The organism is Escherichia sp. MOD1-EC7003 (assembly GCF_002965065.1).
Taxonomy (GTDB): Bacteria; Pseudomonadota; Gammaproteobacteria; order Enterobacterales; family Enterobacteriaceae; genus Escherichia.
This window is the reverse complement of sequence record NZ_PTRE01000098.1, coordinates 20,307-42,692: the sequence shown is the minus strand read 5'-3', so window position 1 is coordinate 42,692 and position 22,386 is coordinate 20,307. Positions and strand designations below refer to the sequence as shown.

18 protein-coding genes and 2 pseudogenes are annotated in these 22,386 nt (G+C 51.2%); 12 read left to right on the top strand and 8 right to left on the bottom strand.

The features are described from left to right. Window positions 1-99: 99 nt before the first annotated feature. Window positions 100-1,566 carry a mannitol dehydrogenase family protein gene (locus A7090_RS17925; RefSeq protein WP_105275041.1) on the bottom strand — a complete coding sequence of 489 codons (1,467 nt, stop codon included), beginning with the start codon at window positions 1,564-1,566 and terminating at the stop codon, window positions 100-102. Window positions 1,567-1,788: 222 nt separating this feature from the next. Next, complete coding sequence (gene yeiP / locus A7090_RS17920; RefSeq protein WP_001136827.1) at window positions 1,789-2,361, bottom strand: elongation factor P-like protein YeiP; 573 nt, start codon at window positions 2,359-2,361, stop codon at window positions 1,789-1,791. A gap of 154 nt (window positions 2,362-2,515) precedes the next feature. On the opposite strand from yeiP, the gene A7090_RS17915 reads away from it, so the two are divergent. After that, the gene (locus A7090_RS17915) at window positions 2,516-2,770 is read left to right on the top strand and encodes a YkgJ family cysteine cluster protein (protein WP_024198565.1); all 255 of its coding nucleotides are present in this window, start codon (window positions 2,516-2,518) and stop codon (window positions 2,768-2,770) included. Here the strand turns inward: A7090_RS17915 and setB are convergent. Beyond that, on the bottom strand, window positions 2,767-3,948 hold the full coding sequence (gene setB / locus A7090_RS17910) for a sugar efflux transporter SetB (RefSeq protein ID WP_105275040.1): 1,182 nt from the start codon (window positions 3,946-3,948) through the stop codon (window positions 2,767-2,769). The genes A7090_RS17915 and setB overlap by 4 nt on opposite strands. A 367-nt stretch (window positions 3,949-4,315) precedes the next feature. On the opposite strand from setB, the gene fruB reads away from it, so the two are divergent. The 5 genes and pseudogenes from fruB to A7090_RS17885 all read left to right on the top strand — a co-directional run. Next, entirely contained in the window at window positions 4,316-5,446 is a 1,131-nt protein-coding gene (gene fruB, locus A7090_RS17905) for a fused PTS fructose transporter subunit IIA/HPr protein (protein WP_105275039.1), read from the top strand. After that, a complete protein-coding gene (gene fruK, locus A7090_RS17900) occupies window positions 5,446-6,384 on the top strand; it encodes a 1-phosphofructokinase (protein ID WP_000091263.1) in 939 nt (312 codons plus the stop codon). The genes fruB and fruK overlap by 1 nt, the downstream gene beginning before the upstream one ends. A gap of 16 nt (window positions 6,385-6,400) precedes the next feature. Beyond that, window positions 6,401-8,092 carry a PTS fructose transporter subunit IIBC gene (fruA, locus tag A7090_RS17895; RefSeq protein WP_105275038.1) on the top strand — a complete coding sequence of 564 codons (1,692 nt, stop codon included), beginning with the start codon at window positions 6,401-6,403 and terminating at the stop codon, window positions 8,090-8,092. A 121-nt stretch (window positions 8,093-8,213) separates the two neighbouring features. Then, window positions 8,214-9,029 (top strand): annotated as a pseudogene (gene psuG, locus A7090_RS17890) (pseudouridine-5'-phosphate glycosidase); the annotation flags it as partial. 109 nt (window positions 9,030-9,138) lie between these two features. Further along, a pseudogene (locus A7090_RS17885) lies at window positions 9,139-9,345 on the top strand (nucleoside transporter C-terminal domain-containing protein); the annotation flags it as partial. A 70-nt stretch (window positions 9,346-9,415) separates the two neighbouring features. Here the strand turns inward: A7090_RS17885 and A7090_RS17880 are convergent. Continuing rightward, entirely contained in the window at window positions 9,416-10,114 is a 699-nt protein-coding gene (locus A7090_RS17880) for a transcriptional regulator YeiL (RefSeq protein ID WP_105275036.1), read from the bottom strand. A gap of 128 nt (window positions 10,115-10,242) precedes the next feature. Here A7090_RS17880 and rihB point away from each other — a divergent pair, with 128 nt between their 5' ends. Beyond that, window positions 10,243-11,184 (top strand): ribosylpyrimidine nucleosidase, encoded by a 942-nt coding sequence (gene rihB, locus A7090_RS17875; protein WP_105275035.1) that lies wholly within the window; start codon window positions 10,243-10,245, stop codon window positions 11,182-11,184. Window positions 11,185-11,283: 99 nt separating this feature from the next. Beyond that, window positions 11,284-12,534, top strand: coding sequence for a NupC/NupG family nucleoside CNT transporter (locus tag A7090_RS17870; protein ID WP_000382942.1), 1,251 nt, complete (start codon window positions 11,284-11,286; stop codon window positions 12,532-12,534). A gap of 54 nt (window positions 12,535-12,588) precedes the next feature. Here A7090_RS17870 and A7090_RS17865 read toward each other — a convergent pair whose 3' ends face one another. From A7090_RS17865 to A7090_RS17855, 3 genes are all read right to left on the bottom strand, one after another. Further along, window positions 12,589-13,677 carry a sugar kinase gene (locus A7090_RS17865; RefSeq protein ID WP_105275034.1) on the bottom strand — a complete coding sequence of 363 codons (1,089 nt, stop codon included), beginning with the start codon at window positions 13,675-13,677 and terminating at the stop codon, window positions 12,589-12,591. A gap of 2 nt (window positions 13,678-13,679) precedes the next feature. Continuing rightward, window positions 13,680-14,537, bottom strand: a complete 858-nt coding sequence (gene nfo, locus A7090_RS17860; RefSeq protein WP_105275033.1) for a deoxyribonuclease IV — start codon at window positions 14,535-14,537, stop codon at window positions 13,680-13,682. A 73-nt stretch (window positions 14,538-14,610) separates the two neighbouring features. After that, window positions 14,611-15,660: a YeiH family protein gene (locus A7090_RS17855; protein WP_105275032.1), complete on the bottom strand. Its 1,050-nt coding sequence runs from the start codon at window positions 15,658-15,660 to the stop codon at window positions 14,611-14,613. A 98-nt stretch (window positions 15,661-15,758) separates the two neighbouring features. Between A7090_RS17855 and yieE the strand changes: the two genes are divergently transcribed. The 3 genes from yieE (at window position 15,759) to cirA (ending at window position 20,578) form a co-directional block, all read left to right on the top strand. After that, window positions 15,759-16,631 (top strand): DNA-binding transcriptional regulator YeiE, encoded by an 873-nt coding sequence (gene yieE, locus A7090_RS17850; RefSeq protein ID WP_105275031.1) that lies wholly within the window; start codon window positions 15,759-15,761, stop codon window positions 16,629-16,631. A 205-nt stretch (window positions 16,632-16,836) separates the two neighbouring features. Continuing rightward, window positions 16,837-18,306 (top strand): lysine-specific permease, encoded by a 1,470-nt coding sequence (gene lysP, locus A7090_RS17840; protein ID WP_000253273.1) that lies wholly within the window; start codon window positions 16,837-16,839, stop codon window positions 18,304-18,306. 292 nt (window positions 18,307-18,598) lie between these two features. Next, window positions 18,599-20,578, top strand: a complete 1,980-nt coding sequence (cirA, locus tag A7090_RS17830) for a catecholate siderophore receptor CirA (protein WP_105275028.1) — start codon at window positions 18,599-18,601, stop codon at window positions 20,576-20,578. A 31-nt stretch (window positions 20,579-20,609) separates the two neighbouring features. Here cirA and yeiG read toward each other — a convergent pair whose 3' ends face one another. Further along, entirely contained in the window at window positions 20,610-21,446 is an 837-nt protein-coding gene (gene yeiG, locus A7090_RS17825) for an S-formylglutathione hydrolase (protein WP_105275027.1), read from the bottom strand. 257 nt (window positions 21,447-21,703) lie between these two features. Here yeiG and folE point away from each other — a divergent pair, with 257 nt between their 5' ends. Further along, on the top strand, window positions 21,704-22,372 hold the full coding sequence (gene folE, locus A7090_RS17810; protein WP_001139613.1) for a GTP cyclohydrolase I FolE: 669 nt from the start codon (window positions 21,704-21,706) through the stop codon (window positions 22,370-22,372). Window positions 22,373-22,386 lie beyond the last annotated feature (14 nt).

Here is a 22,386-nt window from a genome sequence, read left to right as displayed (position 1 = left end):
GTAGATCACAAAACTCTATGCCTGTCTTTTTTTACCCGCCCATTACTGGGGATTCCTCAGGACGAAGGCGGGCTTCATCCGCTTTAACCGCAGAAATCGTTAAATTTTGAGGGTGTTTAATAGCGCCTGATGCGCGCCGAATTGTGCGATTTGTTGCCAGGCTTGTTCGATAGCCTGCACAAAATGCGGGTTATCTGGCAGATCATCAGCGAAAACCTCACGCAGGGAAAGCAGGGCGGTGACGCGTTGTTCACTGCTGCTGCCCGCAACAAGTTCGCGAATTTTATCGCTAAGCGGATCGCGAACATCAATGGTATTTCCGGCATCATCAACGCCGCTGACGTAACGCATCCAGCCTGCAACGCCTAATGCCAGCAACGACCAGTCCGTTCCGCGCACCAGATGTATGCGAATACCTGCCAGCATGCGTTGCGGTAATTTCTGGCTACCATCCATTGCGATTTGCCAGGTCTTATGTTTCAGCGCCGGGTTAGCAAAACGTGCAATTAACTTATCCGCATATTGTGTTAAATCGACATCTTTAATCCGTAGTGTCGGCGCTTGCTCATCCAGCATTAATTTTCTGGCGGCAAGGCGAAATGCGCGATCCTGCATACAATCACTGATGTGGGCGAATCCTGAAAGGTAACCCAGATAAGCGAGAAAAGAGTGGCTGCCATTAAGCATACGCAGTTTCATCTCTTCCCATGGCAGGACATCATTCACCATTTGTACCCCTGCGACTTCCCAGGCAGGACGCCCCGCGACGAAGTTATCTTCCACCACCCACTGGATAAACGGTTCGCAGCTAATCGCACAGGGATCATTCACCCCCAGATGTTGACTAATTTCTGCCAGCGACTCGTCGGTTGTTGCCGGAACAATGCGGTCGACCATGGTTCCCGGAAAGCTGACGTGTTCTTTTATCCATTCCGCGAGTTCTGGCGAACGTTTTTCTGCCATCCCCAGCAGCGCGTTTTTCACCACATGACCATTATCGGGAATATTATCGCAGGAAAGCACGGTAAACGGCGCAAGGGCGCGCTCACGGCGGCGTTTCAGTGCTTCGACGAGAATACCAGGCGCGGAGTGAGGTTCTTCAGGGTTTTGTAGATCGTGAATAATCCGCGGATTGCTGGTGTCGAGTGCACCGGTGGCCGGGTCAATACAATAGCCTTTTTCGGTAATCGTCAGGGAAACAATTGCCACCTGTGGTTCGCAAAACTTCTCAATAATTGCCGCTAAGGAATCCAGTTTTGCATTCAGGCATTCGTGAACGGCACCGACAATAATCGCCTGATTGCCATCCACACCTTTCTCCAGCACGGTATATAAATGGTTCTGTGCGCGGAGCTGGCTCATCAGTTGATCGCCGCTGAACAAGCTGATTTCACAGATCCCCCAGTCGCCGCCCTGGGCATTCAGCACCCGGTCGGTCAGTAGCGCCTGATGTGCGCGGTGAAAAGCACCAAAGCCAAAATGAACGATACGTGATTGTAATTGCTGGCGGTCATAGCGTGGAGTGTGTACATGCTGCGGGAGCGTAACAGAGGCGATTGTATTCATAGAAGTCACGTTTTGGTAGCAATTAATTAACAACGACAGTGTAAAGTTATATGACAACAATTGAAATTGGTCTGGATTGTTAATGCGATGAAGTGTGAGGTCGATCAATGAACTGGTGAATATTGCGGGTGAACGATGTTCAGGAAGCGCAAAATAGAAGATTGGTATAATAAATTAAAAAAGGGACGGCCTGAGCTATCCCTTTTTTGTGTGCAACTGAAGTTAGTCAGCGCGCCCCATATAACGGCGTTCTTCGATATGAATACGAATTTTTTCTCCCGGGCTTAAGTATTCTGGTACCTGAATCACCAGGCCGGTGCTCAAGGTCGCCGGTTTGTTACGGGCACTGGCAGATGCACCTTTGATACCTGGCGCAGTTTCAACGATTTCCAGATCAACGGTCTGCGGCAGTTCAAGCGCCAGCAGTTGACCGTCCCAGGTCAGCACCTGCATGTCCGGCATACCGCCTTCTGGCATAAACAGCAACTCTTCTTCAATCTGATCTTTGGTGAAGGTATATGGGGTATAGTCTTCTTTATCCATAAAGACATATTCGTTGCCATCGACATAGGAGAAGTCAACGTAACGGCGGGTCAGCGTCACGGTGTCAACGATATCATCACCTTTGAAACGCTCTTCTACTTTCAGCCCGGTACGGACATCAGAAAAACGCATTTTGTACAGCGTAGCAGCACCGCGGGCAGTAGGCGACTGAATATCAATGTCCTTAACCAGTAGCAGTTTACCGTTGTAATTCAGTACCATACCTTTTTTAATTTCGTTCGCTCTTGGCATCGAAAAATTCCTGTAGTCGAAAATGTCAAAAATATCGCGACAAAGTACTCGCGACGGGCCTTTCGGGCAAGTGGTATTCGCACTTTTGCTGGTGCAAAAAAGGTGGTACTGTGCGCGCTCATCAATCCGGTGGTTAACCTTAAGAGAACAACGTATGGAATGCCGTCCGGGTTGCGGGGCGTGTTGCACCGCCCCCTCAATCTCCAGCCCTATTCCCGGTATGCCAGAGGGCAAGCCCGCCAATACGCCTTGCATTCAGCTTGATGAACAGCAACGCTGTAAAATTTTCACCTCGCCACTGCGACCGAAAGTCTGTGCAGGCTTACAAGCCAGCGCTGAGATGTGCGGCAATTCGCGTCAGCAGGCCATGACATGGCTTATCGACCTGGAAATGCTGACCGCGCCTTAAACATCTTTAACGCGGAGCAAGCAAAACAGGGTGGCGATAATCATCACCATCGCAAACCAGAACACCGCGTGATAATTCCAGATTTCGGCGACGATTCCTGCTACTGAGCCTGCAATGATCCAACCCACGCGCGAGGTGTTGGTATAGAGCTTGGTTGCAGAACCTGCCTGACCGGGCATCAAATCCTGAAAATAAAGCATCCCGATGCCACCCAGAATGCCGATAAAAATAGCATTCAGCAGCTGTAAGCCCAACAGAATGGCTGGTGATTGCGCCATCAGCATACCGGCGTAAAAACATACGCCACCCACGGCAGCAACGCGCATTAAGAACCGCTTACCCAGACGTTTGGCAAAATATCCGGCAATCAACATCGTCGGGATTTCCAGTCCGGCGGCGGTCCCCATCATCACACCTGCCAGTTTCTCAGGAAGATGCAGTTCGTTGATAATAAATAGTGGCATGTTGATGATATACAGGCTATTTGAACCCCACATCAACGTACAAATGACAAACAACAGCAGCGTATCGCGACGGTTACGGCGCGGCGCTTCAACCGTGCCGGTCGCCAGCGGAAGCTCTTTTTTCATCGACGGTAAAAACAGCCACACCATCACGCCGCAAACAATAAACGCTACCGCTGCGCTGAGATACATAACCGTAAAGCTGAAACCCATCGCCAGGGCATAAGCCAGCGGCGGGCCAATGACCCATGCCAGTGAAACCTGAGCGCGTAAAAAAGAGCTGAACATCACCGCTTCACGCCCGGTTTTATCGGCATGTTCACGGGCAAGGGCAAACATTTGTGGGTTAGCGGTCGAGCCAAAACTGCTAAGAAAGACGCCGACAAACAGCAAAACAAAGTAGTTGCGGTTCCAGGCAAAAAGGGTGCAGGCCAGTACACCTAACAGGCAGCAAAAGACAATCAGCGATTTACGATCGCCGCGCTTATCAGAGCGTCCGGCGAGAAATTGACTGACCAGAATCCCGATTACAGCGCTGCCAGTAAAGAAGAATCCTACCATCGCCGGACGGGCATGTACTTCATCGGTAAGAAAAATACTGAGTGTCGGGGTTTGCAGAGCGCCCGCAATACCGGTGAGAAAGGCAACGACTAAAAACGCCGTCGAGGTCAGATCAAACGATTTCGCGCTGGAGACAGCGGGGGAGTTATGCATGCTGGTCGATCACTGGAAGAGGAAGACGCGGAGTTTACGCTGCTTGTCAGAAAATAAATAGACAGCGAAATCAAAAGCGCCACGAATAATCAAAATGCCATTTCACTCTTGCTGATTGTCTGCTGACGCTGCTGAAATGAAATTGCTGATAACGGATTTTCCCATCAGCAATGAGGCATAATGACAAAAAATTGTGCAGCACATCAAATTTTTGGTCATAACTTTACGGCTTTCCTTGCGTGCTGAAAAAGAAGTATTATTCTTTCTTGAAACGTTTCAGCGCAATCTTGTCTTTAACCCTAAGCCAGGTTGGCGCTTTTTTTCTCATAGAAGCTGAATCGTTTCAATTCAGCAAGAGAGGAGAACTATGTTCCAGTTATCCGTACAGGACATCCATCCGGGCGAAAAGGCCGGAGACAAAGAAGAGGCGATTCGCCAGGTCGCTGCGGCGCTGGTGCAGGCCGGTAATGTAGCTGAAGGCTACGTCAATGGTATGCTGGCGCGCGAACAGCAAACCTCAACGTTCCTCGGCAATGGCATTGCTATTCCACACGGCACGACCGACACCCGCGATCAGGTGCTGAAAACCGGCGTTCAGGTATTTCAGTTCCCGGAAGGCGTCACCTGGGGTGACGGTCAGGTAGCGTACGTGGCGATCGGTATTGCAGCCAGCTCGGACGAACATTTGGGCCTGCTACGCCAGTTGACCCACGTACTGAGCGATGATTCCGTCGCTGAACAACTGAAGTCAGCAACAACCGCAGAAGAGCTTCGCGCATTGCTGATGGGCGAAAAGCAGAGTGAGCAGCTGAAGCTCGATAACGAAATGCTGACGCTGGATATCGTCGCCAGCGATCTGCTGACTCTTCAGGCGCTGAACGCTGCGCGTCTGAAAGAAGCGGGTGCCGTTGACGCCACCTTCGTCACCAAAGCCATCAATGAACAACCGCTGAATCTCGGACAGGGTATCTGGCTGAGCGATAGCGCCGAAGGCAATCTGCGTAGCGCGATTGCGGTAAGCCGTGCGGCAAATGCTTTTGATGTGGATGGCGAAACGGCAGCCATGCTGGTGAGTGTGGCGATGAATGACGACCAGCCTGTCGCAGTTCTTAAGCGACTCGCCGATCTGTTGCTCGACAATAAAGCTGATCGCTTGCTGAAAGCGGATGCGGCAACGTTGCTGGCACTGCTGACCAGCGATGATGCGCCGACCGACGACGTGTTAAGCGCGGAGTTTGTGGTGCGCAATGAACACGGCCTGCATGCTCGTCCAGGTACCATGCTGGTCAATACTATTAAACAATTTAACAGTGATATTACCGTGACAAACCTTGATGGTAGCGGCAAACCGGCAAACGGACGTAGTCTGATGAAAGTTGTGGCACTTGGCGTTAAGAAAGGTCATCGCCTACGCTTTACCGCCCAGGGTGCAGATGCTGAACAGGCGCTGAAAGCCATTGGTGACGCTATCGCTGCTGGTCTTGGGGAGGGCGCATAATGAGCAGACGTGTTGCTACGATCACCCTTAATCCGGCGTATGACCTTGTCGGTTTCTGCCCGGAAATTGAACGCGGCGAAGTGAACCTGGTGAAAACCACCGGTCTGCATGCGGCGGGTAAAGGCATCAACGTGGCTAAAGTATTAAAAGACCTGGGAATTGATGTCACCGTTGGTGGCTTCCTCGGTAAAGATAATCAGGATGGTTTTCAGCAACTGTTCAGCGAGCTGGGCATTGCCAACCGTTTCCAGGTTGTACAGGGGCGCACCCGCATCAACGTCAAGCTGACGGAAAAAGACGGCGAAGTGACCGACTTCAACTTCTCTGGCTTTGAGGTTACCCCCGCTGACTGGGAACGCTTTGTGACTGATTCTCTGAGCTGGCTTGGTCAGTTCGATATGGTCTGCGTTAGCGGAAGTTTACCATCAGGCGTCAGCCCGGAAGCGTTCACCGACTGGATGACTCGCCTGCGTAGTCAGTGTCCTTGCATTATCTTTGATAGTAGCCGTGAAGCGTTAGTGGCAGGTTTGAAAGCGGCACCGTGGCTGGTGAAACCTAACCGCCGCGAGCTGGAAATCTGGGCAGGCCGTAAACTGCCTGAAATGAAAGATGTAATTGAAGCTGCGCATGCGCTGCGTGAACAAGGTATCGCGCATGTCGTTATTTCACTGGGTGCCGAAGGTGCGCTTTGGGTTAATGCCTCCGGCGAATGGATCGCCAAACCACCGTCAGTCGATGTCGTAAGCACCGTTGGCGCAGGGGATTCTATGGTTGGTGGCCTGATTTATGGCTTGCTGATGCGTGAATCCAGTGAACACACACTGCGTCTGGCGACAGCTGTTGCAGCCCTGGCGGTAAGTCAAAGCAATGTGGGTATTACCGATCGTCCGCAGTTGGCCGCAATGATGGCGCGCGTCGACTTACAACCTTTTAACTGACAGCAGGAGAGGCATAATGAAAACGCTGCTGATTATTGACGCTAATCTCGGTCAGGCACGCGCCTATATGGCGAAGACCCTGCTGGGCGCGGCGGCGCGAAAAGCAAAACTGGAAATCATCGACAATCCGAACGACGCTGAAATGGCGATTGTTCTCGGTGATTCCATCCCGAACGACAGCGCTCTGAACGGTAAAAATGTCTGGCTGGGCGATATTTCCCGGGCAGTCGCACACCCTGAGCTGTTTCTGAGTGAAGCCAAAGGCCATGCGAAACCTTACACTGCGCCGGTCGCTGCGACAGCACCGGTTACCGCCAGCGGTCCGAAACGCGTGGTTGCGGTGACTGCTTGCCCAACTGGCGTAGCACACACCTTTATGGCGGCTGAAGCTATTGAAACCGAAGCGAAAAAACGCGGCTGGTGGGTGAAAGTTGAAACCCGTGGTTCTGTTGGTGCGGGTAATGCAATCACCCCCGAAGAAGTAGCCGCAGCGGATCTGGTGATTGTGGCGGCAGATATCGAAGTTGATCTGGCGAAATTTGCCGGTAAACCGATGTATCGTACCTCTACTGGTCTGGCGTTGAAGAAAACTGCGCAGGAACTGGATAAAGCGGTTGCTGAAGCAACGCCGTATGAACCGGCGGGCAAAGCTCAAACAGCTACCACTGAAGGTAAGAAAGAGAGTGCAGGTGCATATCGTCACTTGCTGACGGGCGTCTCCTACATGCTGCCGATGGTCGTTGCGGGTGGTCTGTGTATCGCGCTTTCCTTTGCTTTTGGTATTGAAGCGTTTAAAGAGCCGGGGACGCTGGCAGCGGCGCTGATGCAAATTGGTGGCAGTTCAGCCTTTGCGCTGATGGTGCCGGTACTGGCAGGTTATATTGCCTTCTCCATTGCCGATCGTCCGGGGCTCACACCAGGTCTGATTGGCGGTATGCTGGCGGTCAGCACCGGTTCTGGCTTCATTGGCGGTATCATTGCGGGCTTCCTGGCCGGTTACATTGCGAAGTTAATCAGTACGCAACTGAAACTGCCACAGAGTATGGAGGCACTGAAACCAATCCTGATCATTCCGCTGATTTCCAGTCTGGTGGTCGGCCTGGCGATGATCTACCTGATCGGTAAACCGGTTGCTGGCATTCTCGAAGGGTTGACCCACTGGTTGCAGACCATGGGGACTGCGAATGCGGTGCTGCTGGGGGCGATCCTCGGCGGCATGATGTGTACTGACATGGGTGGTCCGGTAAACAAAGCGGCGTACGCGTTCGGTGTGGGTCTGCTGAGTACGCAAACCTATGGCCCGATGGCGGCGATTATGGCAGCAGGTATGGTGCCACCGCTGGCAATGGGTCTGGCAACAATGGTGGCGCGTCGCAAATTCGACAAAGCGCAGCAGGAAGGGGGCAAAGCCGCTCTGGTACTTGGTCTGTGCTTTATTTCGGAAGGTGCAATTCCGTTTGCAGCCCGTGATCCGATGCGTGTGCTGCCGTGCTGTATCGTTGGCGGGGCGCTGACTGGCGCAATCTCAATGGCGATTGGTGCGAAACTGATGGCACCGCACGGTGGTCTGTTTGTTCTGCTGATCCCCGGCGCTATTACGCCGGTACTGGGTTACCTGGTAGCAATTATTGCCGGTACGCTGGTGGCGGGTCTGGCCTATGCTTTCCTGAAACGTCCGGAAGTGGACGCAGTAGCGAAAGCAGCGTAATAAACGCTGTGTTACAGGGCAGAAATTTCCTGCCCTGTGTCATTTTATGAGCGCAAAGAGAATGACCGGTTTGTGAATGTAATTCCATGAATTTTAATGGTTTTATCTTTCAAGAGAAACCCCACAAAATGCCCAGACCGCAATTGCAGTGGAAGAAACCATTCGTAAGCAGGGGGCCGTACCTGCCACTATCGCCATTATTGGCGGCGTGATGAAAGTCGGCTTAAGCAAAGAAGAAATAGAATTACTTGGCCGTGAAGGGCATAACGTTACCAAAGTTAGCCGTCGCGATTTACCTTTTGTTGTTGCCGCCGGAAAAAATGGTGCAACCACCGTTGCTTCAACGATGATTATTGCGGCGCTTGCCGGAATTAAAGTATTTGCAACAGGGGGAATTGGTGGTGTTCATCGCGGTGCGGAACATACCTTCGATATTTCTGCCGATTTGCAAGAACTGGCGCACACCAATGTCACCGTAGTTTGTGCCGGAGCGAAATCTATCCTCGATTTAGGTTTAACCACTGAGTATTTAGAAACCTTCGGTGTGCCGCTAATTGGCTATCAGACCAAAGCGTTGCCAGCATTTTTCTGCCGTACCAGCCCATTTGAAGTCAGTATTCGTCTCGACAGCGCCAGCGAAATTGCCCGTGCGATGGCGGTGAAATGGCAAAGCGGTTTGAACGGTGGTCTGGTGGTGGCAAACCCAATTCCGGAACAGTTTGCGATGCCGGAACAGACCATTAACGCTGCGATTGATCAGGCGGTGGCAGAAGCCGAAGAACAGGGAGTCATCGGCAAAGAAAGTACGCCGTTCCTGCTGGCGCGCGTTGCTGAACTGACTGGTGGTGACAGCCTGAAATCCAACATCCAGTTGGTGTTCAATAATGCCATTCTGGCGAGCGAAATAGCCAAAGAATACCAGCGTCTTGCGGGTTAATTTCTGACGGGCAGAAGGCCGTCGCCCGTACTCATCAAACATACCGAAACCTGGCGCTGGCGCCGGGTTTACTGGCATGAAGGGAAAATCATTATGGATATAATGAGAAGAAGTGAAAACCGTCGCGATTATCTCTTTTGCGCTTTGTGGTTTTGCTAACTTTGGTTCTATCGGTGTTGTCGTTGGGGCGTTCTCGGCTATTTCGCCAAAACGCGCGCCGGAAATCGCCCAGCTTGGTTTACGGGCGCTGGCAGCTGCGACGCTTTCTAACCTGATGAGTGCGACCATTGCCGGGTTCTTTATCGGGCTGGCGTAATGCTCGATTTGTAGGCCGGATAAGACGCATTAAGCGTCGCATCCGGCAATTGCGCTATTGCAAATAATTTTTACTGCATCATCCCGGAGAATTTATTCTCCGGGTCCATCTCCAGCGCTAGTCCCAACAACTGCTTTCTGTTTTTAATTAGATACCCTTTCTTGTTTTTAATTAACAAACCGTCATGAATGAATTGCGCGAGAACATATAAAAGATGTCGATAAGAAACGCCTAAATATTCTGCCGCCTGAGTATGTTTTTCGTGATAAAGATCACCTTCTTGTGAGAGTAATATAAATGTAGCCAGGCGATTCACTAACGGAAATGATTGGTTTTGGGTTAAAGAAACAATGTTGCGATAATTTTTATGGCTTAAGGTGACGCAGAGTTTTCGTAAAAATAGCGTATCGTTTAATAACAGCGGGCGGTAGTGTTTCATGGGGAGCGCAATACACCAACACTCTTCAATAGCCTGTACCGCTCGCGGTTCATGGTCTTTATCGATTAACTCAATCTCGCCAATAAAACAGGGCGCAGCAAAGAAATCAATCAGCGACACGCGACCATTAGCAAGCGTGGCATAAAGTCTGGCGCGGCCTCGCGTCAGGTAAAACAGCCAGGACGGCTGTTGCCCTTCTTGCACAATGTAGTCACGCGCTAAAAAATGAAAGAGCCGCGTATCGGATGAAATATCCGTTGAAAAGCAATCCTTAAACGCAGATTCACTCATCAATTGCTGCTTAAGATCATTATTGTGGATTTCTTTCACGATGTTTATCCGCTATGAGATTTCTCATATTTAGCATACGTACGCTGTTGTTAAGATTCAATCATTGTTCGGTAGAATTTTCTTTGCTGTAGAAAAAATAACGCAACTGGAAACAGAGGAAATAAACAATGGAAAAGAGAAAAATTATTCTGGATTGTGATCCGGGTCATGATGATGCTATTGCAATAATGATGGCAGCGAAACATCCGGCGATTGATTTATTAGGTATCACCATTGTGGCCGGTAATCAAACCCTCAATAAAACATTAATTAATGGCCTGAATGTTTGCCAGAAACTGGAGATTAATGTCCCGGTTTATGCGGGTATGCCGCAGCCGATCATGCGTCAACAAATCGTTGCCGATAATATTCACGGTGAAACCGGACTGGATGGCCCGGTATTCGAGCCGCTGACTCGTCAGGCAGAAAGTACCCATGCGGTGAAATATATCATTGATACCCTGATGGCAAGCGAAGGCGATATCACTCTGGTGCCGGTTGGGCCGTTGTCAAATATCGCGGTGGCAATGCGTATGCAGCCGGCAATCCTGCCGAAAATCCGTGAAATTGTACTGATGGGCGGCGCTTACGGTACAGGTAACTTTACGCCGTCTGCCGAGTTCAACATCTTTGCTGACCCGGAAGCCGCACGTGTGGTGTTCACCTCCGGCGTACCGTTGGTGATGATGGGCCTCGATCTGACTAACCAGACCGTTTGCACCCCGGATGTGATTGCACGGATGGAAAGGGCAGGCGGCCCTGCCGGGGAGCTGTTCAGCGACATCATGAACTTCACTCTCAAAACGCAGTTCGAAAACTACGGTCTGGCTGGCGGTCCGGTGCATGACGCCACCTGCATCGGTTATCTGATTAACCCTGATGGCATTAAAACCCAGGAAATGTACGTCGAAGTGGACGTCAACAGCGGTCCTTGCTATGGGCGTACCGTCTGCGATGAACTGGGTGTTCTCGGCAAGCCCGCTAATACCAAAGTCGGCATCACCATTGATACCGACTGGTTCTGGGGATTAGTCGAAGAGTGCGTTCGCGGCTACATCAAAACCCATTAAATGTTGATAGCTAGTCGGGCCAGTATCGCAAGATGCAAGCCCGACTATTTCTGATGGGCAGAAAGCCGTCGCCCAAAATGACATGAAGAGATAATAACTATGGATGTCATGAGAAGTGTTCTGGGAATGGTGGTACTGCTGGCAATTGCGTTTTTGCTGTCAGTAAACAAGAAGAAGATCAGTCTGCGAACTGTCGGTGCGGCGTTGGTATTACAGGTCGTGATTGGCGGCATAATGCTTTGGTTGCCGCCAGGGCGTTGGGTCGCAGAAAAAGTCGCGTTTGGCGTGCATAAAGTGATGGCGTACAGCGACGCGGGTAGCGCATTTATCTTCGGTTCTCTGGTCGGACCGAAAATGGATACCCTGTTTGATGGTGCAGGATTTATCTTTGGTTTCAGGGTATTACCGGCAATTATCTTTGTCACTGCACTGGTGAGTATCCTCTATTACATTGGTGTGATGGGGATCTTAATTCGCATACTTGGCGGTATATTCCAGAAAGCATTAAATATCAGCAAGATCGAGTCATTCGTCGCGGTCACTACCATTTTCCTCGGGCAAAACGAAATTCCGGCGATCGTGAAACCCTTTATCGATCGTCTGAATCGCAATGAATTATTTACAGCGATTTGTAGCGGGATGGCCTCAATTGCCGGATCGACAATGATTGGTTACGCCGCACTGGGCGTGCCTGTGGAATATCTTCTGGCGGCATCGTTAATGGCGATCCCCGGCGGGATCTTATTTGCCCGCTTGTTAAGCCCGGCTACAGAATCTTCGCAGGTTTCCTTTAATAACCTCTCTTTCACCGAAACACCGCCAAAAAGCATTATTGAAGCCGCTGCTACAGGGGCAATGACCGGGCTGAAAATCGCCGCAGGTGTGGCGACAGTGGTGATGGCGTTTGTCGCCATCATTGCGTTAATTAACGGTATCATCGGCGGCGTTGGTGGCTGGTTTGGTTTTGAGCATGCCTCGCTGGAGTCAATTTTAGGTTACCTGCTGGCCCCGCTGGCGTGGGTGATGGGTGTTGACTGGAGTGATGCGAATCTTGCCGGGAGTTTGATTGGGCAGAAACTGGCAATAAATGAATTTGTCGCTTACCTCAATTTCTCGCCCTATCTGCAAACGGCTGGCACTCTGGATGCTAAAACCGTGGCGATTATTTCTTTCGCGTTGTGCGGCTTCGCTAACTTCGGTTCTATCGGGGTGGTGGTTGGCGCGTTTTCTGCGGTAGCGCCACACCGTGCACCGGAAATCGCCCAGCTTGGTTTACGGGCGCTGGCCGCGGCGACACTTTCCAACCTGATGAGTGCCACCATTGCCGGGTTCTTTATTGGCTTAGCGTAGTGTGCGATTTATGAGCCGGATAAGACGCGTCAAGCATCGCATCCGGCAACATTGTTACACTATCGGCATTAAGGAATGCGCGTTATCGGCAGACAGGGTAGGGTTGTTTAAACTGCCGCTGGCGCGTGAAATTGCCGCGCAGGCCATCGCAAAACGGGCGCTGTCGCGGAAACTGTATCCTTCCAGAAAGCTATACACCAGGCCTGCCATAAAACCATCGTCAGCACCAAAACTGTCTACTGTCGTATGCGCTGGCGTGGTCAGCAGAAATTGTTCGCCATCCTTTTTACTGCAATAAACAGACTCATCCGGCAAATAAACAAACAGATGCTGAACACCTTGCTGATGCAACGCATTCACAGCGGCATTACGGTCAGCATCGCTGCTGATCGCCTGTCCCCATAAAATTTCCAGCTCCAATAAAGTGGGTTTCAGGGTGTGAATATGCGCCAGCCAGTGTTTGATTTTTCCCGCTTTGAATTCTGAAACGGTATCGACAAACACCGGGATTTCATCAGCGAGGGTAAAGACCCACTCCAGCGCCTCGGTAGTCAGGTTGCAATCTGCCAGCACCACGCCCGCATGACCCAGTAAATCGCGCGACCCGTTCAACAATTGCGGCGTTAACTGTTCCAGAAGATGGGTATCATTAATCGCCAATACGGTTTGATCGTCTTGATTGGCAATTGCCAGATACGTCGAGGTGCTTTGACCATGTAAACGAACGCAGCCGGAGACATTCACTCCGGCACGGCGCGTTTCTTCCAGGAGCATTTCGCCATAAAAGTCATCGCCAATCACCGAAAGCAAATGGACGTCGCGGCCTAACAGCGCCAGATTGTGGGCGATATTGCGTCCAACGCCGCCCGCCGAGCAATGAATTGTACCGGGATGAGAAGCGGCTTGCGGGTAACGGATATCCGCCATCCCGCGAATATCCATATTGATTGTCCCCACCACTACGCAGTATTCCTGCTCAGTGAGAATGTAACCTTTGCCTTTAATCCGACCTTTGCGCATTAGATCCATAATATGCGCCGCTACGCGCGAACGGCTGATTTGCAGCATGTCCGCAATTTCATTCTGCTGAATTAGCGGGTTACGCCGTAAAATTGCAAGGATCTCCTTTTCCCGGTTATTCATCTTCAGGCTACCGCTTTTTCAGGTTGTTGTGCTTTTAGCCAGGCGATCTCTTCTGCCCAGATGTCCGGGTTGATGGTTTCGAGGATCAGCGGAATGCCGTCGAAACGGTCGTCCTGCATGATCCAGCGGAACGCATCATGACCGATATTGCCTTCACCGAGGCTATGATGGCGGTCAACGCGGCTGCCAAAGGTGCTTTTCGCATCGTTGAGGTGCATCCCGCGCAGATACTTAAAGCCGACAATACGGGCAAAATCAGCGAACGTTTTTTCGCATTCGGCAGGGGTACGCAAATCATATCCGGCAGCGAAAGCATGGCAGGTATCAATGCAGACGCCGACGCGGGATTTATCTTCCACGTCGTCGATAATCGCCGCGAGATGTTCGAATTTAAACCCTAAATTGCTGCCCTGGCCGGCGGTATTTTCAATCACCGCTGTCACACCTTGTGTTTTATCCAGTGCAATGTTGATGGATTCCGCAATGCGCGCAAGGCAATCCTCTTCTGAAATCTGCATCAGATGGCTGCCAGGGTGGAAGTTGAGCAAAGAAAGCCCCAGTTGTTCGCAACGCTGCATTTCATCTATAAACGCATCGCGCGATTTTTCCAGAGCTTCAGCGACCGGATGTCCGAGGTTAATCAGATAACTGTCGTGGGGAAGAATTTGCGCCGATGTGTAGTGATATTTTTCACAGGCAGCTTTGAATTCATCGATGGTTTGCGTCGTGAGCGGTGCAGCACGCCACTGACGTTGGTTTTTGGTGAACAAGGCAAATGCGGTTGCGTCGATTTCGGCGGCGCGAATTGCGGCATTTGCCAGACCGCCAGCAGCACTAACGTGCGCTCCAATGTATTTCATGCGTGGACTCCTGTTAAACCCGCTGGAGGAAAACGGTAATGATAGCGGGTTAACAGGAGCAAGATGTAGTGGTTTATGCGATGACGCTTTGAATCACATAGTTTATTACACCACCACCAACAATCAGCCAGGCAAACAGTACCAGTGCCATCAGCAGCGGTTTCGCTCCGGCTTTTTTCAGGGCGCTGACGTGAGTGGTCAGACCCAGCGCCGCCATCGCCATTGCCAGCAGGAAGGTATCCAGCGTTACCAGCATGTTCACCACGCTCTGCGGCAACAGGTGGAACGAGTTAAAGATGGCAACTACGATGAACAGGACTGCGAACCACGGAATGGTGATTTTGCTTTTCTCGCCACCATTCGCCCCAGACAACTGTTTAACACGCGCCGCCAGCAGGATGAGGAAAGGCGCCAGCATCATCACACGCAGCATTTTGGTGATAACTGCCGCGTTTTCAGTTTCCGGGCTGATGGCATGACCTGCCGCCACAACCTGTGCCACTTCGTGCATGGTGGAACCAATATAAATACCAAACGTTTCCGGGCTAAACCAATGGGCCATCAGCGGATACATCGCCGGGTAGAGGAAAATCGCGATGGTCCCAAAAATCACCACGGTTGCGACAGCCACGGTCACTTTACTGGCTTCCGCTTTTACTACTGGTTCAGTTGCCAGTACCGCAGCGGCACCACAAATACTACTACCGGCACCGATCAACCAACTGGTGTGCTTATCCAGGCCAAACACTTTCTGCCCGAGGAAGCAGGCCAACAGGAAGGTACTGGACAGCGTCAGCACGTCAATGATGATCCCACTGATACCAACATCGGCAATTTGCGAGAACGTCAGACGGAAGCCATACAGAATGATACCCAGACGTAATAAATATTGCTTGGCAAACAGCACGCCACCGTCACAGCTTTTCCAGATGTGCGGATAGATAGTGTTGCCTAAAACCATCCCCAACAAGATTGCGAGGGTGAGGGCACTAAACCCGGCACCCGCAACCGCGGGAATGGAACCACCCCACAGGGCGACCCCGGTGATAACTGCACTCAGGGCTAACCCCGGAATAAAATGCCACAGTGTATGATGTTGTTTCTGTAAGGTGATATTCGTCATAACCCTCTCCTTTATCCGGGCATAAGGTTACGACTAACTGGTTTAAAAATAAAATTGATTATATATTTATAATTAATCTTTATAAGTGGTAAGCGACTATGCACATCACCCTCCGGCAGTTGGAAGTTTTTGCAGAAGTATTGAAAAGTGGATCAACCACCCAGGCGTCGGTGATGCTGGCGTTGTCGCAATCAGCAGTGAGCGCAGCCTTGACCGACCTGGAAGGGCAGCTTGGCGTGCAGCTGTTTGATCGCGTGGGGAAACGACTGGTTGTTAATGAACACGGGCGGCTGCTCTATCCACGCGCGTTGGCACTGCTTGAACAGGCGGTTGAAATCGAACAACTGTTTCGCGAAGACAACGGTGCGATTCGTATTTATGCCAGTAGTACCATCGGTAACTACATCCTGCCTGCAGTCATCGCCCGTTATCGCCATGATTATCCGCAGTTGCCGATTGAACTGAGCGTTGGGAACAGCCAGGACGTGATGCAAGCGGTGCTGGATTTCCGCGTTGATATTGGCTTTATTGAAGGGCCGTGCCACAGCACTGAAATCATTTCTGAACCATGGCTGGAAGACGAACTGGTGGTTTTCGCCGCGCCGACCTCGCCGTTGGCTCGTGGTCCGGTCACCTTAGAACAGCTGGCAGCTGCGCCGTGGATCCTGCGTGAACGCGGTTCCGGCACGCGGGAGATTGTCGATTATCTGTTACTGTCGCATTTACCGAAGTTTGAGATGGCGATGGAATTAGGTAACTCCGAGGCAATCAAACATGCGGTGCGTCATGGGTTGGGAATTAGCTGCCTGTCGCGACGGGTCATTGAGGATCAATTGCAGGCAGGCACATTAAGTGAAGTTGCTGTCCCTCTGCCGCGCCTGATACGTACGCTGTGGTGTATACATCATCGGCAAAAACACCTTTCCAACGCGCTACGGCGCTTTCTGGACTATTGCGATCCCGCTATGTAACCGCGCTGTACAAGAACATGCTGGTGCTGTGTTGGTTTCGTGACGCAGCGACCGCGGTATGCATTCGCCAGAAAAAAGATTGGCTGCTTTACTTATAATCCCGAGGCGATCATGAAGGTGTCTTATAACCGTATATTTCTGCCAGAAGGATTGCCAATCGTCTGCTACAATCGCGCCTCATTTTTAAGATGGATAGCATTTTTGTATGGTTTCCGAAACTAAAACTACAGAAGCGCCGGGCTTACGCCGTGAATTAAAGGCGCGTCACCTGACGATGATTGCCATTGGCGGTTCCATCGGTACGGGTCTTTTTGTTGCCTCTGGCGCAACGATTTCTCAGGCAGGTCCGGGCGGGGCATTGCTCTCATATATGCTGATTGGCCTGATGGTTTACTTCCTGATGACCAGTCTCGGTGAACTGGCAGCATATATGCCGGTTTCCGGTTCGTTTGCCACTTATGGTCAGAACTATGTTGAAGAAGGCTTTGGCTTCGCGCTGGGCTGGAACTACTGGTACAACTGGGCGGTGACTATCGCCGTTGACCTTGTTGCTGCGCAGCTGGTTATGAGCTGGTGGTTCCCGGATACACCGGGCTGGATCTGGAGTGCGCTGTTCCTCGGCGTTATTTTCCTGCTGAACTACATCTCAGTTCGTGGCTTTGGTGAAGCGGAATACTGGTTCTCACTGATCAAAGTCACGACGGTTATTGTCTTCATCATCGTTGGCGTGCTGATGATTATCGGTATCTTCAAAGGCGCGCAGCCTGCGGGCTGGAGCAACTGGACAATCGGCGAAGCGCCGTTTGCTGGTGGTTTTGCGGCGATGATCGGCGTGGCAATGATTGTCGGCTTCTCTTTCCAGGGAACCGAGCTGATCGGTATTGCAGCAGGCGAGTCTGAAGATCCGGCGAAAAACATTCCACGCGCGGTACGTCAGGTCTTCTGGCGAATCCTGCTCTTCTATGTGTTCGCGATCCTGATTATCAGCCTGATTATCCCGTACACCGATCCGAGCCTGCTGCGTAACGATGTTAAAGACATCAGCGTCAGTCCGTTTACTCTGGTGTTCCAGCACGCGGGTCTGCTTTCTGCGGCGGCGGTGATGAACGCCGTTATTCTGACGGCGGTGCTGTCAGCGGGTAACTCCGGTATGTATGCGTCTACTCGTATGCTGTACACCCTGGCGTGTGACGGTAAAGCGCCGCGCATTTTTGCTAAACTGTCGCGTGGTGGCGTGCCGCGTAACGCGCTGTATGCGACGACGGTGATTGCCGGTCTGTGCTTCCTGACCTCTATGTTTGGCAACCAGACGGTGTACCTGTGGCTGCTGAATACCTCCGGGATGACAGGTTTTATCGCCTGGCTGGGAATTGCGATTAGCCACTATCGCTTCCGTCGCGGTTACGTATTGCAGGGACACGACATTAACGATCTGCCGTACCGTTCAGGCTTCTTCCCGCTGGGACCGATATTCGCATTCATTCTGTGTCTGATTATCACCCTGGGCCAGAACTACGAAGCGTTCCTGAAAGACACCATTGACTGGGGCGGCGTAGCGGCAACGTATATTGGTATCCCGCTGTTCCTGATTATCTGGTTTGGATACAAGTTGATTAAAGGAACTCACTTCGTACGCTACAGCGAAATGAAGTTCCCGCAGAACGATAAGAAATAAGTTTCCTCCCTTCCTTGTTAAGCCCTCTCAACCGAGAGGGCTTTTTCAATTCCATTTCCGTGACAAATCATGCGGATATAAACCTTAACATTTGGATTAATAATTGTTATCGTTTGCATTATCGTTACGCCGCAATCAAAAAAGGCTGACAAATCAGAGGCTGTTCCGGCTTTCTGGGATGATCACCTGCATACAAATAAGTCCACCGCGATGCTGATGTACGCAAGGGGACGTGAAAAAGATGTGAGCGATAACCCATTTTATTTTCGTAGTTACCTCATGGAGATATGGAATGTTTAGGTTGAACCCTTTCGTACGGGTCGGGCTGTGTTTGTCCGCTATTTCTTGTGCATGGCCTGTGTTAGCGGTCGATGATGATGGCGAAACGATGGTTGTCACTGCATCTTCCGTTGAACAAAACCTTAAAGACGCACCTGCCAGTATCAGCGTCATTACCCAGGAAGACTTGCAGCGAAAACCAGTACAGAATCTAAAGGATGTGCTCAAAGAAGTGCCTGGCGTACAACTGACGAACGAAGGGGATAACCGTAAGGGCGTCAGTATTCGTGGCCTGGACAGCAGCTACACCCTGATTCTTGTCGATGGTAAACGCGTTAACTCCCGCAATGCCGTCTTTCGCCACAATGACTTCGATCTGAACTGGATCCCGGTCGATTCCATCGAACGTATTGAAGTGGTCCGTGGCCCGATGTCGTCGCTGTACGGTTCCGATGCGCTCGGCGGTGTAGTGAATATCATCACCAAAAAAATCGGTCAGAAATGGTCGGGTACTGTTACTGTTGATACCACCATTCAGGAACATCGCGATCGTGGTGATACCTATAACGGTCAATTCTTTACCAGTGGACCATTAATTGACGGTGTGCTGGGAATGAAAGCCTACGGCAGCCTGGCAAAACGTGAAAAGGATGACCCGCAAAACTCAACCACCACCGATACCGGAGAAACGCCGCGTATTGAAGGATTCTCCAGCCGCGATGGCAATGTCGAATTTGCCTGGACACCGAATCAAAATCACGATTTTACCGCCGGATACGGTTTTGATCGTCAGGATCGTGATTCCGACTCGCTGGACAAAAACCGCCTGGAACGTCAGAACTACTCCGTCAGCCATAATGGACGTTGGGATTACGGTACCAGCGAACTGAAATATTACGGTGAGAAAGTCGAGAACAAAAACCCTGGCAACAGTAGCCCGATTACTTCCGAAAGCAATACGGTCGACGGCAAATACACGCTGCCGCTGACGGCGATTAATCAGTTTCTCACGTTTGGCGGTGAATGGCGTCACGACAAACTTAGCGATGCGGTAAACCTGACCGGCGGCACCAGTTCCAAAACCTCTGCCAGCCAGTACGCGCTATTTGTGGAAGATGAATGGCGGATTTTCGAGCCGCTGGCGCTGACGACCGGCGTGCGTATGGACGATCACGAAACCTACGGTGAGCACTGGAGTCCGCGTGCTTACCTGGTTTATAACGCCACCGACACCGTAACGCTGAAAGGGGGCTGGGCAACGGCTTTTAAAGCCCCTTCTCTGTTGCAACTTAGTCCTGACTGGACGAGTAATTCCTGCCGTGGTGCATGTAAGATTGTGGGTAGCCCGGATCTGAAACCAGAAACCAGCGAAAGTTGGGAGCTGGGACTTTACTACATGGGTGAAGAAGGTTGGCTGGAAGGGGTTGAATCCAGCGTTACCGTTTTCCGTAACGATGTGAAAGATCGTATCAGCATCAGCCGTACGTCTGACGTCAACGCGGCACCGGGCTATCAAAATTTTGTCGGTTTTACAGCGGACGGTGTGCCGGTATTCAGCTACTACAACGTTAACAAAGCACGTATTCAGGGTGTGGAAACCGAGCTGAAAATTCCGTTCAACGATGAATGGAAACTGTCGATCAATTACACCTACAACGATGGTCGTGATGTCAGTAACGGCGAAAACAAACCGCTATCCGATCTGCCGTTCCATACCGCTAACGGTACGCTGGACTGGAAACCGCTGGCACTGGAAGACTGGTCATTCTATGTTTCTGGTCACTATACCGGGCAGAAACGCGCCGACAGTGCGACGGCTAAAACACCGGGCGGTTATACTATCTGGAATACCGGCGCGGCCTGGCAGGTGACCAAAGACGTCAAACTGCGTGCGGGCGTGCTGAACCTGGGCGACAAGGATCTCAGCCGTGATGACTACAGCTATAACGAAGACGGACGTCGTTACTTTATGGCAGTGGATTATCGCTTCTGATGAGAAGATGCCCGGCGAACCGGGCAGACTTTCACTTCAGTAAATACTGCGCATGGAAGCGCAGGTGATCCTCTATAAAAGAGGCGATGAAGTAGTAACTGTGATCATATCCCGGCTGAATACGTAGCGTCATCGGCCACGCTTTCTGACGCGCGGCTTCTGCCAGAACGGCGGGTTGCAGCTGGTCGGCAAGAAACTGATCATTATCACCCTGATCGATAAGCGTCGGGATTGTATCCTGCGCATTACTGGCATACATCAGTGCGCAACTGTCCCATTCCTCCCAGGCATTTTTATCCTCGCCCAGGTAGGCGCTAAATGCTTTGATTCCCCACGGGACGCTGCACGGATTCACTATCGGCGCAAAGGCAGAAACACTGGTGTATTTGCCCGGGTTTTTCAGCGCCATAATTAATGCGCCATGACCACCCATCGAATGGCCGCTAATAGCGCAGCGATCGCTGACGTTAAATTGCGACTGAATGAGAGTCGGTAATTCATCGCGCAGATAATCATACATCCTGTAATGCGTCGCCCACGGTGTTTGTATGGCGTTGAGATAAAACCCCGCGCCCTGGCCTAAATCGTAGCCGTCGTCGTTGGCAACCTGTTCGCCGCGCGGGCTGGTGTCTGGCATCACCAACACAATCCCCAGTTCTGCCGCTACGCGCTGGGCGCCCGCTTTAGTCGTGAAGTTCTCGTCATTGCAGGTTAATCCGGAGAGCCAGTACAGCACTGGCGGCGGGGTGTGATCACGAGGTGGTGGAAGAAAAATGCTGAACGTCATCAGGCAATTTAAGGTACTGGAGTCGTGCCGCCAGCGTTGTTGCCAGCCTTCAAAGCAGCGGTGCTCTTCGAGCATTTCCATGCGTGGCTCCTTGTTGTGTTGTTTGCAATTTCTTCATCATACCGTTTATTCAATGTGCTGTGAGTAACTTTCACTTCCGTATATGCATAACGATGTTTTAACATCTGCTGATGAAAGGCAGCGGCAATTACAATAATTATCGCTGTGAATACTGGATTATGTGCGCCGCCTCACGCACAATAATCAGGCTGTAAATCAGCTTAATAACTTTGCCCCCACGCAGGGCAGAGGCGTCACACCTGCAGGAGAAAACATAAATGCCATCACTCAGTAAAGAAGCGGCCCTGGTTCATGAAGCGTTAGTTGCGCGAGGACTGGAAACACCGCTGCGCCCGCCCGTGCATGAAATGGACAACGAAACGCGCAAAAGCCTTATTGCTGGTCATATGACCGAAATCATGCAGTTGCTGAATCTCGACCTGGCTGATGACAGTTTGATGGAAACGCCGCATCGCATCGCTAAAATGTATGTCGATGAAATTTTCTCCGGTCTGGATTACGCTAACTTCCCGAAAATCACCCTCATTGAAAACAAAATGAAAGTCGATGAAATGGTTACCGTGCGCGATATCACCCTGACCAGCACCTGTGAACACCATTTTGTTACCATTGATGGCAAAGCGACGGTGGCCTATATCCCGAAAGATTCGGTGATCGGATTGTCAAAAATTAACCGCATTGTGCAGTTTTTTGCCCAGCGTCCGCAGGTGCAGGAACGACTGACTCAGCAAATTCTCATTGCGCTACAAACGTTGCTGGGCACCAATAACGTCGCTGTCTCTATCGACGCGGTGCATTACTGCGTGAAAGCGCGTGGCATCCGCGATGCAACCAGTGCCACGACAACGACCTCTCTTGGTGGATTGTTTAAATCCAGTCAAAATACGCGCCACGAGTTTCTGCGTGCTGTGCGTCATCACAACTGATTAAAAGGCAGGAA